Annotated in this window: 14 protein-coding genes and 2 pseudogenes; 9 read left to right on the top strand and 7 right to left on the bottom strand. The window is 71.2% G+C overall.

Annotation, left to right across the window (positions count from 1 at the left end; translation table 11 throughout):
- Positions 1-206: 206 nt before the first annotated feature.
- Positions 207-1589 carry an MFS transporter gene (locus AC3IYI_RS37870; RefSeq protein WP_489407956.1) on the top strand — a complete coding sequence of 461 codons (1383 nt, stop codon included), beginning with the start codon at positions 207-209 and terminating at the stop codon, positions 1587-1589.
- Positions 1590-1617: 28 nt separating this feature from the next.
- On the opposite strand, the gene AC3IYI_RS37865 is transcribed toward AC3IYI_RS37870, so the two are convergent.
- Both AC3IYI_RS37865 and AC3IYI_RS37860 read right to left on the bottom strand, forming a co-directional pair.
- The gene (locus AC3IYI_RS37865; protein ID WP_489407955.1) at positions 1618-3255 is read right to left on the bottom strand and encodes a glycoside hydrolase family 13 protein; all 1638 of its coding nucleotides are present in this window, start codon (positions 3253-3255) and stop codon (positions 1618-1620) included.
- A gap of 47 nt (positions 3256-3302) precedes the next feature.
- Positions 3303-4265 (bottom strand): helix-turn-helix domain-containing protein, encoded by a 963-nt coding sequence (locus AC3IYI_RS37860; protein ID WP_489407954.1) that lies wholly within the window; start codon positions 4263-4265, stop codon positions 3303-3305.
- 189 nt (positions 4266-4454) lie between these two features.
- Here AC3IYI_RS37860 and AC3IYI_RS37855 point away from each other — a divergent pair, with 189 nt between their 5' ends.
- Positions 4455-5483 (top strand): saccharopine dehydrogenase family protein, encoded by a 1029-nt coding sequence (locus tag AC3IYI_RS37855; RefSeq protein WP_489407953.1) that lies wholly within the window; start codon positions 4455-4457, stop codon positions 5481-5483.
- A 38-nt stretch (positions 5484-5521) separates the two neighbouring features.
- Here the strand turns inward: AC3IYI_RS37855 and AC3IYI_RS37850 are convergent, their stop codons facing one another.
- Positions 5522-6103 (bottom strand): hydrolase, encoded by a 582-nt coding sequence (locus tag AC3IYI_RS37850; RefSeq protein ID WP_489407952.1) that lies wholly within the window; start codon positions 6101-6103, stop codon positions 5522-5524.
- A gap of 270 nt (positions 6104-6373) precedes the next feature.
- Between AC3IYI_RS37850 and AC3IYI_RS37845 the strand changes: the two genes are divergently transcribed.
- Positions 6374-6982, top strand: a complete 609-nt coding sequence (locus AC3IYI_RS37845; RefSeq protein WP_489407951.1) for a GOLPH3/VPS74 family protein — start codon at positions 6374-6376, stop codon at positions 6980-6982.
- A 77-nt stretch (positions 6983-7059) separates the two neighbouring features.
- On the opposite strand, the gene AC3IYI_RS37840 is transcribed toward AC3IYI_RS37845, so the two are convergent.
- The gene (locus AC3IYI_RS37840; RefSeq protein ID WP_489407950.1) at positions 7060-8184 is read right to left on the bottom strand and encodes a terpene synthase family protein; all 1125 of its coding nucleotides are present in this window, start codon (positions 8182-8184) and stop codon (positions 7060-7062) included.
- A 237-nt stretch (positions 8185-8421) separates the two neighbouring features.
- On the opposite strand from AC3IYI_RS37840, the gene AC3IYI_RS37835 reads away from it, so the two are divergent.
- Together AC3IYI_RS37835 and AC3IYI_RS37830 are read left to right on the top strand one after the other, a co-directional pair.
- Positions 8422-9456: a hypothetical protein gene (locus tag AC3IYI_RS37835; protein WP_489407949.1), complete on the top strand. Its 1035-nt coding sequence runs from the start codon at positions 8422-8424 to the stop codon at positions 9454-9456.
- 97 nt (positions 9457-9553) lie between these two features.
- Positions 9554-10933 carry an MFS transporter gene (locus AC3IYI_RS37830; protein WP_489407948.1) on the top strand — a complete coding sequence of 460 codons (1380 nt, stop codon included), beginning with the start codon at positions 9554-9556 and terminating at the stop codon, positions 10931-10933.
- Positions 10934-11007: 74 nt separating this feature from the next.
- Here AC3IYI_RS37830 and AC3IYI_RS37825 read toward each other — a convergent pair whose 3' ends face one another.
- Entirely contained in the window at positions 11008-11253 is a 246-nt protein-coding gene (locus AC3IYI_RS37825) for a hypothetical protein (protein ID WP_489407947.1), read from the bottom strand.
- A 257-nt stretch (positions 11254-11510) separates the two neighbouring features.
- Between AC3IYI_RS37825 and AC3IYI_RS37820 the strand changes: the two genes are divergently transcribed.
- Together AC3IYI_RS37820 and AC3IYI_RS37815 are read left to right on the top strand one after the other, a co-directional pair.
- On the top strand, positions 11511-12551 hold the full coding sequence (locus tag AC3IYI_RS37820) for a vWA domain-containing protein (protein ID WP_489407946.1): 1041 nt from the start codon (positions 11511-11513) through the stop codon (positions 12549-12551).
- Positions 12552-12577: 26 nt separating this feature from the next.
- Complete coding sequence (locus AC3IYI_RS37815; protein WP_489407945.1) at positions 12578-12700, top strand: hypothetical protein; 123 nt, start codon at positions 12578-12580, stop codon at positions 12698-12700.
- Between the two features lie 30 nt (positions 12701-12730).
- On the opposite strand, the gene AC3IYI_RS37810 is transcribed toward AC3IYI_RS37815, so the two are convergent.
- Both AC3IYI_RS37810 and AC3IYI_RS37805 read right to left on the bottom strand, forming a co-directional pair.
- Entirely contained in the window at positions 12731-13123 is a 393-nt protein-coding gene (locus AC3IYI_RS37810; RefSeq protein ID WP_489407944.1) for a YciI family protein, read from the bottom strand.
- Between the two features lie 116 nt (positions 13124-13239).
- A pseudogene (locus AC3IYI_RS37805) lies at positions 13240-13779 on the bottom strand (RNA-guided endonuclease TnpB family protein); the annotation flags it as partial.
- On the opposite strand from AC3IYI_RS37805, the pseudogene tnpA reads away from it, so the two are divergent.
- Positions 13778-14077: pseudogene (gene tnpA, locus AC3IYI_RS37800) on the top strand (IS200/IS605 family transposase); the annotation flags it as partial. The pseudogenes AC3IYI_RS37805 and tnpA sit on opposite strands and share 2 nt — an antisense overlap.
- 209 nt (positions 14078-14286) lie before the next feature.
- On the top strand, positions 14287-14871 hold the full coding sequence (locus AC3IYI_RS37795; protein ID WP_489407943.1) for a hypothetical protein: 585 nt from the start codon (positions 14287-14289) through the stop codon (positions 14869-14871).
- Positions 14872-14912: the final 41 nt, after the last annotated feature.

Below are 14912 nucleotides of genomic sequence, written 5' to 3'. Positions count from 1 at the left end.
GCCCCATACTGGGCGGGCGCGGGAACCTGGCCGCGCGATCCGCCCCACCCGCCCCGGGACCAGGCCCGCAGTCCGCCCCACCCCGTGTTCCGGGGTGCTCGAACCGCCGGGAGCAGGAGTCGACCCCGCACCTGCGGCCTTCGCCTGAAGGCCCGCCCCCGCCCCGCAGGCGTTACGTCGTCGCGGCCGTCGGGTGCGCCGGGGGGATGGTCAGCCTGGACCAGACCGTCGTCGCGGTGGCCCTCGATCCGATGGCGCAGGGCCTCGGGCTGACCACCTTCACGATGCACGGCGTGGTCATCGTCTACGTCCTCGCGCTGGCCGCGTTCGTACCGGTCGGAGGGATGCTGGCCCGCAGGATCGGCCGGCTGACCACCTTCCGGATCGGCACCGCGGTCTTCGCCGCCGCGTCGGGGCTCTGCGCGCTGGCCCCGTCGGGTGACGCCGCCGAGCCGTACCTCGTCACGGTGAGGGCCGTACAGGGCATCGGTGGTGCGCTGATGCTGCCGGTGGCCACGTCTGTGATCACGGACGTGTACGAGGAAGAGGCCCGGGGCCGGGCCCTGGCCGTCTACGCCGGTCTGGCACAGCTCTTCCTCGTCCTCGGCCCGATCGTGGGCGCGGTCCTCACCCACCTCCTCGGCTGGCGCTCCGTCTTCCTCGTCAACCTGCCCGTCGGCGCCGCGTGCCTGTGGATGATCACCAGGGCGCGGCTGAGCAATCGGGCGCAGGGCGGCTCCCTGTCCGTGGTCCAGCCCCTCGCGGTGGTCTTCTCCCTGGTCGTGCTCGTCCTCGGGCTCTACCAGTGCGGCGTCTGGGGCTTCACCGATGTCAGGACGCTCACCGGGCTCGCGACGGGCGCCGTGGCGATGGGCGTGGCGGTGCGTCTCATCCTGAGGTCCCGCCACCCCCTCCTCGACCTGCGGCTGCTGGGCATCCGTCCGTACGCCGTGGCCGTGGCGCTCACCTTCCTGGTGCAGGCACCCCAGCTGATCGTGCTGGTGCACGGCACGGTGTACCTGCGCCAGGCGATGGGCCTCTCACTCCTGGCCACCGGGATCGCCCTGCTGCCCCTGGTCGCGGCCTCGGCGGCGGGCACCTTCCTCTCCGGGTTCCTACTGGACCGCTCCCGCTCGGTCCGGGTGCCCGTCCTGCTCGGTCTGACGGCCGCCACCGTCGGCGCGGTGGCCTGGACGGCCGCCCTGCCGTCGCGCGAGTACCTCTGGCAGGTCCCGGGGATGCTCCTCGCGGGGGCCGGGATGGGCCTGCCGGTCCCCGCCCTGAGCGCCGAGCTCATGCGCGCGGTTCCCCCGGGCAAGCGGGCCGACGCCTCCGTCCTGCGCCAGAGCATCCGGCAACTGGGCGGGGCGGTGGGGCTGGCGGTGGCCGGGGCCGTCGTCCTGGCCGCCAACGAGAACTCCGCGGACGAGGCGGGCGTCGTCACCGTCGCCGCCACCTCCGCGGCCTTCACCGTCGCGAGCTGCGTCCTGGCCGTCGCCCTGCCGCTGGCGGCCATCGCCCTGCCGCGCAGGCCCCGTACGGGCGGACACCGGGGCGCGGGCCGGGGACCCGGCCCGCCGTCACCGTAGGGCACGACCAGCCTGCACGGCGGTTCCTTCAGCGCAGCCAGACCGCGGCGTCCCGGGGCAGGGCCCCGTTCTCCAAAGGCCCGCCGGTGATCAGGACTTCGGTGTGCTCCGGCAGCGGAACCGGGCCGCCCGAGAGGTTCACCAGGCAGCGTACGGAGGACCCCGCCGCGGTGCGGGCGAAGGCGAGTACGCCCGGCTGGGCGGGCAGCCAGGCGAATTGCCCTTCGAGCAGGGCCGGTTGGGTGGATCGCAGGGCCAGGGCCCGGCGGTAGAAGCCCAGCATCGAGTCCGGGTCGGCGCTCTGCTCGCGCACGCTCCGGGCGGCCCACTCGGCCGGCCGGGGCAGCCAGGACTTCGAGTCCGGCGCCTCGTCCCCCCACGGGAGGGGTACCCGGCAGCCGTCCCGGCCGAGGTCCTCGCCCCCGGTCTGGAAGAACGTCGGGTCCTGGCGGAGCGCCGGCGCGATGTCCTCGACCTCCTCGAGGCCCAGCTCGTCGCCCTGGTAGACGTAGACGCAGCCGGGCAGGGCCATCGTCAGCAGGGCCGCGGACCGGCCCCGGCGCCGCCCGAGGCCGAGATCGGCGGGGACGCCGTGTACGCGGCGGCCGTCGAGCGCGTACGAGGTGTCGCCGCGCCCGTACCGGGTGACGTGGCGGGTGGTGTCGTGGTTGGAGAGCACCCAGGTGGCGGCGGCGCCGACCGGGGCGTGCTCGGCGAGTGTCGAATCGATTACCTTGCGCAGCGCCGCCGCGTCCCAGGGGCTTTGGAGGAAGGGGAAGTTGAACGCCGTGTGCAGCTCGTCGGGGCGCAGGTAGCGGGCGAATCGCTCGGGGTCGGGCGTCCACACTTCGCCCACGAAGACCGGATCGTGGTCGTAGGCGTCGAGGACCTTGTGCCAGGCGCGGTAGATGTCGTGGACGCCGTCCTGGTCGGCCCAGGGGCCGGGGCCGCTCTCGTGGTCGGGCAGCGCCGGGTCCTTGACGAGGTTGTCGGCGACGTCGATGCGGAAGCCGTCCACGCCCCGGTCGAGCCAGAACCGCAGGATCGACTCGAACTCCGCCCGGACTTCGGGGTTTTCCCAGTTGAAGTCGGGCTGTTCGGGGGCGAACCGGTGCAGGTACCACTCGCCGGGTGTGCCGTCGGCCTCGGTCACCCGCCGCCAGCCGGGGCCTCCGAAGGCGGACTGCCAGTTGTTGGGCGGCAGTTCGCCGTGTTCGCCACGGCCGGGCCGGAACCAGAAGCACGCGCGTTCGGGCGAGCCGGGGCCGGCCGCGACGGCCTCGCGGAACCAGGGGTGCTGGTCCGAGCAGTGGTTGGGGACGATGTCGACGATCACCCGGATGCCCAGGTCGTGCGCCTCGGACAGCAGCGCTTCGGCCTCCGCCAGGGTGCCGAACACCGGGTCGATGTCCCGGTAGTCGGCGATGTCGTACCCTCCGTCGGCCATCGGGGACGGATACCAGGGGCTGATCCACACCGCGTCCACGCCGAGCCCGCGCAGGTACGGGAGCCGCGCGCGGATCCCGGCGAGGTCACCGATCCCGTCGCCGTCGCCGTCGGCGAAACTGCGGGGATAGATCTGGTAGATCGCGGCGCTCCGCCACCAGGCGGAAGGTGCCGCGGATCGGGGTTCGCCGGCCACGGGGAAGGTCTCGGGAGTCGCCATGCGGCGAATCTAGGGAGGGCCCTTCGGCGGCGTCAACGGTCGAACGCTTACGCCGTCGGGTGGGCCGGGGCCGCCCCCGAGCGGAAGGTCCGGCGGTAGGTGTCCGGCGGGACGCCCACCGTGCGGGCGAAGTGGCGGCGCAGGGTGGTGGCGGTGCCCATGCCGGTGGCCGTCGCGATGGTGTCGACGGTGTCGTCGGTGGTTTCCAGCAGTTCCTGGGCGTGGCGGATGCGCTGGGTGTGCAGCCACTGCAACGGGGTGGTGCCGGTCACCGACTTGAAGTGGCGGCCCAGGTGGCGCGAGCTCATCCGGGCCCGGCGGGCCAGGTCCTCCACGGTGAGCGGCTCGTCGAGGCGTTGCAGCGCCCACGGGAAGAGGTCGGCGAGCGGATGGTTGCCGGGATCGGGCACGGGGGTCGTGACGAACTGCGCCTGGCCGCCGCCGCGGTGTGGCGGGACGACCAGACGGCGGGCGATCTTGTTCGCGGCCGCGGCGCCGTGGTCGAGGCGCACCAGGTGCAGGCAGAGGTCCATGGCGGCGGCCTTGCCGGCGGAGGTCAGCACGCTGCCGTTGTCCACGTAGAGGACGTCGGGGTCCACGGTGACGAGGGGGTGGCGTCTGGCCAGTTCCCTGGTGTGTCCCCAGTGCGTGGTCGCGCGTTTGCCGTCCAGCAGTCCGGCGGCGGCCAGCACGAAGGCGCCCGTGCACAGGGAGGCCACGCGCGCGCCGGCCCCGTGAGCCGCGCGTACCGCGTCGATGAGCTCGGCCGGCGGGTCCCGGTCGACGTCGGCCCAGCCGGGGACGATCACGGTGTCCGCTTGCGCGAGGTGGTCGAGTCCGTGGTCGGGTTCCATGCGGAAGCGGTCGATCTGCACGGCGCCCGGCCCGCAGATCGAGAAGCCGTACCAGGGGTTCACGAGGTGGGTCAGGTCGGAGCCGAAGACCTCGCAGGCCAGGGACAACTCGAAGTGCAGCATGCCGTCGGTGACGGCCAGCGCGACAGTGGTCATGTCCGGAAGTGTACGGGTCATGTCGTTCCGGACAGTGGTGGGCGGCTGGTGTTCCGCGACAGGATGTCCATGACGGAGCGGGGCGGGACGGGCCTTGAGGGCCTGCGGCCCGCGGCGTCATACGGGTACGGGTACAGGTACGGGTACGGATACGACTTCCGGTACGGGCGATTGCAGGGGAGCGGGACCATGGGATCAGGTCAGATGGTGGCGGTGTTCGGCGCGTACGGGCACACCGGGCGGTTCGTGGTGGCGGAGCTGGTGGAGCGCGGGTTCGTGCCGGTCCTGTCGGGCCGCGACGGCGAGAAGCTGAAGGCGCTGGCGTACGAGACCGGCCTGGAAGCCCGCCCGGCGACGGTGGCCGACCCGGACGCGCTGGACCGCGCGCTGGCCGGCGCGGCAGCTGTGATCAACTGCGCGGGGCCGTTCGCCTCGACGACCGGCCCCGTGATCGAGGCGGCCCTGCGGGCGCGGATCCCCTACCTGGACGTGGCCGCCGAGCTCGAGGCCAACATCGACACCTTCGCGCACTTCGCCGACCGGGCGCGGGACGCCGGTGCCGTGATCGTCCCGGCGATGGCCTTCTTCGGCGGTCTCGGCGACCTGCTGGTCACCGCGGCGATGGGCGACTGGGCCGAGGCCCAGGAGGCGCACGTCGCGTACGCCCTGAGCAGCTGGCACCCCACCGCCGGGACCCGGCTTTCGGGCGCGGTCTCGCGGGAGCGGCGCGGTGAGCGGCGCATGCGCTACGCGGGCGGGCAGTGGGAGTACCGCACCGACGCCCCGCCGACCCTCGAGTGGCGCTTCCCCGAGCCGATGGGGGCCCGGCAGGTGATCGGGGAGTTCACGATGGCCGACGTGGTGACCGTGCCCAGCCACCTGCCGATCCCGGACGTCACCACGTACATGACGGTCGAGGCGGTACGCGACATCGCGGCCCCCGGCACGCCGGCGCCGGCCGCGGCCGACGACAGCGGACGGTCCGACCAGACCTTCCTCGTCGACGCGGTCGTGCGCTCGGGCGGCGCCGAACGCCGCGCCGTGGCCCGCGGGCAGGACATCTACGCCGTCACGGCCCCCCTCGTCGTGGAGGCCCTGGACCGGGTCCTGAGCGGCCGCATCCGTACGGTCGGCGTCGCCTCCGCGGGCGAGATCTTCGACGCGCCCGACTTCCTGCGCGCCCTGGCCCCGCACATCACCCTGGAGCTGCTCCCGTAGCGGAGGAGGCACTGTCGTGGAGGGGGCTCTGCTCGGGGTCAGCCGGCGAGGCCCTTGAGGGCCGTCAGGATCTCGTCGGTGGAGCGGACCAGCCCGATCCGGGGGAAGATCTTGCCGAAGCTGTGGGCGTGGGCGTCCGCGTCCATGTCGGTGGTGGCGTCTTCGGCGAAGACCACGTCGTAGCTGTGCTCCCAGGCGGAGCGGGCGGTGGACTCGACCCCCATGCTGGTGGCGATGCCGGCGAGGACGATCCGCCTGATGCCGCGTCGCCGCAGCTGGAGGTCGAGCTCGGTGCCGGTGAAGGCGCCCCAGTGCCGCTTCGTGACGACGATGTCGTGCGCGCCGGTGGTCAGTTCGGCCGAGAGTACCGAGAACTCGGCCGGAGGCGCGGTGCTCAGACCGGGCCGGTCGGTGTGGGTGGTGGGCAGGTCGCCCCCGTCCGGGGACCAGGCGACTTTCACGAGGACCACGGGCAGGCCGGCCGCACGGAAGGCGTCGGCGAGCCGGACGGCCTTGGAGAGGATCCGCTCGGCGGGGGTGACCACGGGCTTGGCCATGATCCCCTCCTGAAGGTCGATGAGGACCAGGGCGGTGTTCTTGTCGAGCGTGATCTCGGACATGCGAGTGTCTTCCTTCGCTGGCCGTACCAGTACAGGTACAGGTCTTTCCCTCTCCCACAACGCGACAATAACGAACATACGGTGGCTTACTACTGTTTCGCGCTCTCGGCGTTACCCCGTTCCCGAAGGAAGCGGCTCCGCCGCCGGCGTCGGCCTTCCCCTGGGTGAATGTGACGTCTTGCGAACGGACGGGGGCGGGGTCGCCCACAGGTGGCCGAGCTGATCGATAATTGGCCGGCGCCCTGCCTGCACGGTTGAGAGGAGCCCTTGATGACGACACCGCGGGACTTGTTGATCATTGCCATGGACGTGGAGTCCGGCCGGACTGCCGAGCAGGGCGAGCTGTCGCTCGCGCTCGCGGGGGCCGAGGTGGTCGACCTCCTTGCCGCCCGGGCCATCGGGCTGGACGGTGATCACATCGTGCCGGGTGAGGAAGCGGCACTGGGTGATCCCTTGCTGGACGCGGCAGCGGCGTCGCTCGTACGGGAGGCGCCCTACGAGTCCGTCGCCGACTGGCTGTGGCGCAGAGGGCTCGGCCTGTCCGCGAGCTACCAGGCCGTGTTGGAGGAGGAAGGGCAGCTCGTACGGCAACGCCGCCGCGGGTTCTCCCTGCGGGCCGGTGAGCTGGTGCCGGCCGATTCGCCTGCCCGTCGTCGGGCCGAGGAGCGGTGGAGGTCGGAGGATCCTGTCCTCGTTCTCCTGGCGCAGGCGCTGGAGGGCGGCGACGGCCGGGCCGGGGACGCTCCGGACGTGGCCGACGACAGCGTCGCGACGGTGTTGGCCGCCGTCAACGACGCATTGGTGGAACTGGCGTCCGTACGACAGCGCCGGGCCATCGAGAACGCGGCCTTCGACAACATCTGGCGCAGCGGCGGATGACGACCGAGTCCGGCCCCGGACCGGTCCGGCGCAGGGCGCTGTGGGGCCCTGCGCCGGGTCCCTGATCCTGATCCTGATCAAGGAGTCGCCGGCGGGGCACCGTCGACCGCCCACCACCATGCGATCGATGCGATCGGCGGGGCCGAGAGGGGGATGCCGTCCGGTGGGCGGGCCGCGGTCCCGACTCGGCGGGGCTGGTGGTGGGTACCGTCCAGTTGCCCGGGGTAGTAGCGGGAGGTCGCCCCGCACCAGTCCCGCACACCGCAGATGTACTGGGTGAGTGCGTCCAGATGGCCTTGGATCCGCGGGTCCGCCGGGGCCTTCGCGGTCTGCTGACCCAGCTGCAGGAACCGGTGCATGATCGAGTCGCGGAGCGTGGAAGCGGCTTGCAGGCCCTGTCCGGCTCCAGGTCTGGGTCTGGATCCAGCTCCGGCTCCAGACCCAGGTCCAGGTCCGGCCGGGCCGTTCAGGAGGGCTACCAAGTTGCCGCTGCGGCTGCCGCGTTCGTTCTCCTTCGCGAAGGAGTGGATGTCGGTGTCCACGACCACGATCCCCGCCGCCATCTCGGTCAGTGCACGGATGCGCCGGTCCTCCCACAGCGCTGCGGGCAGTGCCGCACCGACCGCGTCGAGCAGCACGGGTACGGCCAGGGCGGCTCCGGAGTGCAGGCGGGTGAGCAGGTAGTCGCTCACGTCCTGCGGGTCTCCCGGCGCGGTCGTGTCGGCGCCGATGCGGGCCTCGGCGAGGAAGTAGCCGCGCATCGCGTCGACCCACCTCCTGACCTGCACCGGGGTGGCGATCGCCTCAACTCGGAGCCGGATGTCGCGCAGGGCCAGGCCGAAGGGGTCTGTGTCGAGGGGAACCTCGGGGGCCTCGATCGTCCGCTGGAGCCGGGCGACCATCGTGTGCATCTCGGTGGGGGTGAGACTCGGGAGGTCCTCGTCGCAGAGGTCGTCGAAGGCGAAGACCCACACGGCGAGGTCGCTGAGCAGCTGGGTCGCGACCGGGTCGGCGTACGGTGCGATCCTCACCGCTATCCGGTTCAGCCCCGTGGCCAGCCGCGTGCTGCGCTCCGTCCCTCCGGCCAGGCCGAAGCGGCTCATGAACTCCGCTGAGCGCGCGTCGAAGTCGTCCGCTCCCGGCCGACGGGCACGGCCACGGCCCTCGACGTGTTCGGCTTCGTCCGTCCGTGTTCCTGTCATCAGCGATCACCTCGTGTTCGGCCCATCTCATTGAACGCTGGACGTTCCCTGGGCCACAACGGCAACCGGGAGCACTCGCGGGGCGCCAGGAGCGCGACACGCGCCGGCCGGGCCGCCTGCCGACCGCCCCCCGGAACACCGCACCCGGGTTCCCGCGGGCGCGGCAGAGCAGCGGGGCCGGAACGTGCCTAGGCTGGAAGAGATCGCTGGGAAGGCAGCCGCGGATGAGGTGAGGCCATGGCAACGAAACGCGGAACCGCACTCCACCGGAGGCGTCGGATCCCCACCGCCTCCGTCGTCTCCGCCTTCGCCGCCACGTGTCTGCTGTCCGGGTACGCGGGTTCCGGCCACGGATCTGCCCTCGCGGCGGCCGCCCCGGTTGCCGCCGGCCCGCAGGACGGTTCCTGCCGGACCGCCTTGCCGGACAGCTTCTGGCACGCTCCCGTGGACACGCTTCCCGTGCACCCGAGCTCGGACCGGTACGTCTCCTCGATCGGTGCCGCGGAGCCCCTGCACCCCGACTTCGGGGCGGGGCTCATCGACGGTGAGCCCTTCGGCATTCCCATCACCGTCTCGGACACGACCGTGCCGGAATCGAAGGTCTCGCTGGACATCGCCGAGGAAAGCGATGCGTCCGGGTACCGGATTCCGCAGAACGCCGGAATCGAGAACGGCCCGGAGAGCTCCGGGGACCGCCATGTCGTCGTCTGGGACCGTGCCCTGTGCAAGTCGTACGAGCTCTGGAACGCAAGCGCGCAGGGCGGCAACGCCTGGCATGCCGGCTCGGGCGCGGTCTTCGACCTGCGGAGCCACGAGCTGCGGCCGGCCGACTGGACGTCGGCCGATGCCGCCGGCCTCGCCATCCTGCCGGGCCTGGTGCGCTACGAGGAGGCCGCGGGCGGGCTGGTGGACCACGCGATCCGGATGACGGTGCCCCGTACGGACCAGAGTTACGTCTGGCCGGCGAGGCATCAGGCGGGCTCCGCGGCGGACGCATCGCTGCCGCCCATGGGACTGCGGCTGCGGCTCAAGAGCTCGGTGGACACCTCGGCGCTGGGCCCTCAGGCCCTGGCCGTGGCCGAGGCGTTGAAGAAGTACGGGGCCATCGTCGCCGACAACGGGTCGGCCTGGTACCTCACCGGCGAGGAGAACCCTGGTTGGGACAATGCCCAGCTCAACGCGCTCAAGGGCTTCAAGGGTTCGGACTTCGAGGCCGTCGATGCCTCCGGGCTCCAGCAGTCGCCGGACTCCGGAGCCGTGGCGCCCCGCTGACTGCCGACGGCCTGATGGCCGATGGCCGATGGCCGAGCCGACCGCTGACCGCTGACCGCTGACCGCTGACCGCTGACCGCTGAGAGGAACGCCCCTCATGCGCGCAGAGACTTCCACCTCGGCGCGCAAGGGGGCCTTCATCGCGGTCGCCGTCGCCCTGTTCTGCATCCAGCTCGACTTCTTCGCGCTCAACCTCGCCATCCCGGGGATCGCCGCGGAGCTCGGCGTCACGGTGTCGGCCGCGCAGTGGACCTTGTCCGCGTACATGCTCGCCATCGGCTGCTTCTTCATCATCGGCGGCCGGGTGGGGGACGTCTTCGGTCGGCGGGGCACACTGCTGGCCGGAACCGCCCTGTTCACCGCCGGAACCGTGGGGTGCGCGCTGGCTCCCGGCCTCGGTCCGCTGGTCGTGGCCCGGATCGCCCAGGGGGTGGGCGCGGCGTTCGTCTTCCCGGTGGCCGTGTCCGTGATCACCAACACCTTTCCCGAGGAGTCCCGCGCCAAGGCCCTGGGCGCCGTGTTCGGCGTCGCCAACATCGGGACCGCGATCGGGCCCTTCGTGGGCGGAGGGTGCACTGAGGGGCCGGGCTGGCGCTGGATCTTCTGGCTGATGGCGCCGCTGAGCCTGTTCTCGCTGCTCACCGCTCTCGCGTACGTCCCGGACTCGCGCGATACGACGGCGCCGCGCGAGCTCGATCTGCTCGGGTGCGCCCTGATCGTCGGTGCGCTGGCAGCCCTCACCCTGACCGTGGAGCGCGCGGACGCCTGGGGGTGGAGCAGTGCTCGCGTCATGCTCGGCTTCGCGGTGGCGGTGGTGAGCGGCTGGCTGTTCCTGGTGCGGGAGCGGCTGGCCCGGCACCCGCTGATCGATCTGGGGCTGTTTCGCGACGTCCCGTACGTCCTGGTCACCGGGATGGGCACGCTCACGAACATGGGTTACGGCGTGACCGTCTTCCTCGCCACCCTCTACCTCCAGGGCGTACGGGGGCTCTCGCCGCTCCTGGCCGGTACGGTCTTCCTGGCCCCGGCGCTGCTGGTGGCGCTCAGCGGGCCGCTGGGAGCGCGGCTGGGCCGGCATCTGCGGCCGACCACGGTGATGGCGCTGGCCGGAATCGGCGCCGGCACGGGGATGTACGCGCTGACGCAGGTCACCGCCTGGTGGCTGTACGTACCGGTGTTCGCGTGGTGCGGCCTGGGCCTCGGGCTGGGGTGGACGTACGCCAGCGTGGCGACCCAACAGCTCGTCCCTCCGGCCAGGGCCGGGGAGGCATCGGGGGTCCTGCTGACGTTCCTGGTCACCGGGGGTGCGATCGCGCTGGCCGGAGCGGCCGCGGGGATCTCGGCGATGACGCCGCAACGGTCGCCCGAGGACGCCTACGACGCGATCCTGCGGCTGGGCGGTGTGGCCGTCCTCGCCACGGCGGTGCTCGTCCTGGCCGTACGGCGTCGGCTCGCGGCGCAGGGCCGGAGCCACTGACACCGCTCACACCGCCGGGGCGGTCGGACGTCGCCGTCCGACCGCCCCCGCTCGCCGGCCCGGGCCGGACGTTCTTACTTGGCGCCGAGGTGGGCACCCTTGAGCCACTCCGCCTCGCCTTCCTTCGCGCAGGTGGAGGTGTAGGCGGGGCCGAAGGCCGCCGGGACTGCGGCCGCGGACGAGCAGTTGGACGAGAAGCCCTTGTGGCCACCCGAGAAGTAGTCGATGTCGACACCGTCGTTGGCGAGGGCCGCGCCGGCGCCGCCCAGCAGGATGCCGGCGGCGAGGACGGAGGCGGTGACGGCAGAGCGAATACGCATTGGTTCCCCTAAGGACTCAAGGATCTGGGGACGCTCCCCTGGGTGGGTGCGTCAGCCGATTCAACGCCCGGCGGAGCCGACAGGAACGACCGTTCACTCGAACGCCGCGGGCGAAACGTTTCGACACCCCACAACACCCCTCGCGCGGCGGCGTTCGCACCTGAGCGGGACGCCCTCGTCCGCCATCGGAGCCAAGATCGATTGTCAGTGGTGGATGAGACGGTAGGAGCATCCAGTCGGAACGAGGGGGAGCTTCCATGTCCGGAAACCAGAACTACATCAACCACGTTGCTCTTGTGTTGGATGCCAGTTCGTCCATGTCGCACCTGAGCCGCAAGGTCGTCGAAGTCGCCGACCAGCAGATCGCGTACCTGGCCCGGCGGTCGGGTGAACTGGACCAGGAGACCCGCGTCACGGTGTACGTCTTCGCGGACAAGGTGGAGTGCGTCGTCTACGACAAGGACGTGCTGCGGATGCCGTCGCTGAAGCAGCTGTACCGGACCGGTGGGATGACGGCGCTGCTGGCGGCCTCGCTGAAGTCGCAGCGCGAGCTGGCCCAGACGGCGCAGCTGTACGGCGACCACAGCTTCCTGACGTTCGTGCTGACCGACGGGCAGGAGAACGCGAGCCACCGCTCCCCGGACGCGCCTGCCCGGGATCCGCGTGAACTGGTGAAGGCCGTGGCCGAGATGATCGCGACGCAGGAGGACAACTGGACGCTGGCCGTCCTCGTGCCGGACCAGATGGGCAAGCGCGAGGCCATGCAGTGCGGCTTCCCGAAGGAGAACATCGCCATCTGGGACGCCACGAGCACGCAGGGTCTCGAGGAGGCCGGGCAGGTCATCAAGGAGGCCACCGAGAAGTTCATGGTGGGCCGCGCCAAGGGCATCCGGGGATCGCGGGCGGTGTTCTCCACCGGCGGGGACGCGGTCAACAAGGACACCATCAAGGCGGCCGGCCTCGCCCCGGTGGATCCCTCCGCGTACCAGCTGCTCCCGGTGGCCCGTGACGCGGCGATCCGGGAGTGGGTCGTCGAGTCGGGGCACACCTACCGCACCGGTGGCGCGTTCTACCAGCTGAGCAAGCCGGAAAAGATCCAGGCGAAGAAGCAGATCGCGGTGCTGGAGAAGAAGACGGACCGGGTCTACACGGGGCCGGAGGCCCGAGCCCTGCTCGGCCTGCCGGCCGTGGAGGCACGGGTCAAGCCCGACCACAACGACGATTTCACGATCTTCGTGCAGAGCACCAGCGTCAACCGGAAGCTCGTACCGAACACCAGGCTCCTGCTGATGGTCTGAAACCGGCGCCGGGGCCCGATGGCGGGGTGACGGGGACCGCGCGCCGTACCGGCGTGCTGCGGTCCGTGAGCCGCGCTCTGCCCGCCATGGTCCAGGACCTGGACCGGGTGCTCGCCGTGCCGCCCAGGACGGCCTCGCCCTCGCCGTAGTGATGGGCAGGCCGTCACGGCGTGCTCGGCTCAGGCCTGGGTCGGGTCTGCGGGGATCGGGTGTACTTCGACCGGGTCGCTCCCCGGCTTTCCTCCCGGGCCGGGGCAGGCCGACGCCCGTGCGGCGATCTCCAGGGCCCGGTCCTCGCTCTTGACGTCGACCAGCCAGTACCCGGCCAGGATGTGTCCCTCCTGGGCCGGGCCGTCGGTCACCTGCGGTCGCCCGTCGCTTCCGGCCCGTACGGTCTTGACCAGCGAGGGACCGCCGAGGCCCTGGCCGTCGACCCATTCGCCGGCGGCGGTGATGTCCTCGTTGAGGGCACCCATGTGGGCGAACATGGCCTTCATGTCGTCCTCGGAGTACGAGGACATGATGGCGTCCCACTCGGCGGCAGGGACGTTCATCTGGATCATGTACTTCATGTTCCTCACCCTTTCGGGGCGGCTGCTAGGGATTCGGTCTTACACAGAGGTAGACAGCCAGTCGCCGCAAAACTCATCGGCACTCCAAGCACCACATCACGGAAACCTGATGATCGCCCCCAGGGGCGGGCGATGGTGGTGGTCGTCTGGTGCTGCCAGTCCAGGGCCCGGCGCTTGGCTTTCGCTCGGAGTCCTGCGATCTGGTCGTAGGTGCGGTGCAGCCGGCGGCTGGTGCGCTCGCCTGGCTTGCGGTGGCGCTTACGCCGGGCGGCGCGCTGCTCCAAGCGCAGGAGCTTGGCCTTCTCCTTGCCGGTCAGCCACTCGCCGTGATCGCACGTTTCGCTGTCCGAGAGGGCGAGGGGCACGGTGACGCCCACGTCGATGCCGGCCTCCGGCCCCTGATGGGGTGCGGGCTTGGCCTCCAAGGTCTGGACGCGGAAGGCGATGTGCCAGCCGAGCGCGTCCTTGATCAGCCGGGCCCCGGTGATCCGATTCTCCGCGTTGGCACGCTTGCCGACGGGCAGGCCTTTCGTCCACCGGAAGCGCACCCGGCCCGCCTTGGGAATGTTGGCCATGCCCCAGCGGCGGTGCACGCGGGTGATGTTCAGGTCCCGGGCATCATCCGCCACCAGGCGTGCAGCAGGTTCCAGGTGTATGTCACCGCGCTGGGACCCGAATCCCGATGTCAGAACCGGTCGCCATGTTGTCTACAACCTGCACGTTCACTTGGTTTTCGTCACCAAATACAGGCGGGCGGCGTTCACCGATGCCATGCTGACCCGTACCGAAGAGATCATGCGGGAGGTCTGCGCCGACTTCGAGGCCGAGCTGAAGCAGTTCAACGGAGAACAGGACCACGTGCACCTGCTCGTGCACTACCCGCCCAAGGTCCAGCTCTCCAAGCTGGTCAACTCCCTCAAGGGCGTCAGCTCCCGCAGGCTCCGCCAGGAGTACGACAGCCACGGCCTTCACCCCCGCCCTGAAGGGCGGAGCACTGGCCAAGATCAGAGGTAGACGGCCTGGAAGACGGGAGCCGCCCGCTTGCCCTTCCGTCACACCCAGGGGTCATGCTCGGCGAGCCCGCAACCCTCCGGCGGTCCCTTCCGAGTTCGCGTAGTCCACCCGCCTCCGCCGGTCCGGACCGAGGGCCGCAGAATGTGTCCATGACTGAAGGACTCGACGCGATACTGCCTCGCCGTCGCACGGGGAAGGAATCCCTCCACCTGGACGGCTCCGACCACGGGAGCCTGCTCGACTTCTGGGCGTGGGCGTATTCGGGGCTCGTCGGCAACACGCTCCGCGGAGCGCTCGCCGAGTACATCGTCGCCCTCGCGCTCGAGGTGGCCGATGAAGGCACTCGGGTGGACTGGGACTCGGTGGACATCCGGGTGCCCGGTGGACCCCAGGTCGAGGTCAAGTCGGCGGCCTACCTTCAGGAGTGGGGTCAGGCCCGGCTGTCCACCATCACCTTCTCCATCGCTCCGGCGGAAGGCTGGGACGCGGTCACCGGGGCAGTGGACCCGGCCCGCCTGCGCCGCGCGGACGTGTACGTCTTCTGCCTCCTCAAACACCAGGACAAGAAGACCCTGGACCCCCTGGACCTCACCCAGTGGACCTTCTACGTCCTCCCCACCTCCGTCCTCGACGAGCACAGGCCCGGCCAACGCACCCTGAGCCTCTCCTCCCTCCTCACCCTGAACCCGGTGCGCGCCGACTTCACCGGCTTGCGGGCCGCCGTACTCAGCTGACGGGTGAGAATGAAACCGCCATGGCTTGGTGAGACGTGAGT

It is taken from the genome of Streptomyces sp. GL_148, from assembly GCF_057834205.1.
The sequence above is the reverse complement of the archived record's forward strand: the minus strand, read 5'-3'. Positions and strand labels throughout refer to the sequence as shown.

Bases quoted from the DNA above. Each gene is read 5' to 3' on its own strand.
- AC3IYI_RS37870 (WP_489407956.1), top strand. From the start codon at position 207: ATGGTCAGCCTGGACCAGACCGTCGTCGCGGTGGCCCTCGATCCGATG.
- AC3IYI_RS37865 (WP_489407955.1), bottom strand. From the start codon at position 3,255: ATGGCGACTCCCGAGACCTTCCCCGTGGCCGGCGAACCCCGATCCGCG.
- AC3IYI_RS37860 (WP_489407954.1), bottom strand. From the start codon at position 4,265: ATGACCACTGTCGCGCTGGCCGTCACCGACGGCATGCTGCACTTCGAG.
- AC3IYI_RS37855 (WP_489407953.1), top strand. From the start codon at position 4,455: ATGGGATCAGGTCAGATGGTGGCGGTGTTCGGCGCGTACGGGCACACC.
- AC3IYI_RS37850 (WP_489407952.1), bottom strand. From the start codon at position 6,103: ATGTCCGAGATCACGCTCGACAAGAACACCGCCCTGGTCCTCATCGAC.
- AC3IYI_RS37845 (WP_489407951.1), top strand. From the start codon at position 6,374: ATGACGACACCGCGGGACTTGTTGATCATTGCCATGGACGTGGAGTCC.
- AC3IYI_RS37840 (WP_489407950.1), bottom strand. From the start codon at position 8,184: ATGACAGGAACACGGACGGACGAAGCCGAACACGTCGAGGGCCGTGGC.
- AC3IYI_RS37835 (WP_489407949.1), top strand. From the start codon at position 8,422: ATGGCAACGAAACGCGGAACCGCACTCCACCGGAGGCGTCGGATCCCC.
- AC3IYI_RS37830 (WP_489407948.1), top strand. From the start codon at position 9,554: ATGCGCGCAGAGACTTCCACCTCGGCGCGCAAGGGGGCCTTCATCGCG.
- AC3IYI_RS37825 (WP_489407947.1), bottom strand. From the start codon at position 11,253: ATGCGTATTCGCTCTGCCGTCACCGCCTCCGTCCTCGCCGCCGGCATC.
- AC3IYI_RS37820 (WP_489407946.1), top strand. From the start codon at position 11,511: ATGTCCGGAAACCAGAACTACATCAACCACGTTGCTCTTGTGTTGGAT.
- AC3IYI_RS37810 (WP_489407944.1), bottom strand. From the start codon at position 13,123: ATGAAGTACATGATCCAGATGAACGTCCCTGCCGCCGAGTGGGACGCC.
- AC3IYI_RS37795 (WP_489407943.1), top strand. From the start codon at position 14,287: ATGACTGAAGGACTCGACGCGATACTGCCTCGCCGTCGCACGGGGAAG.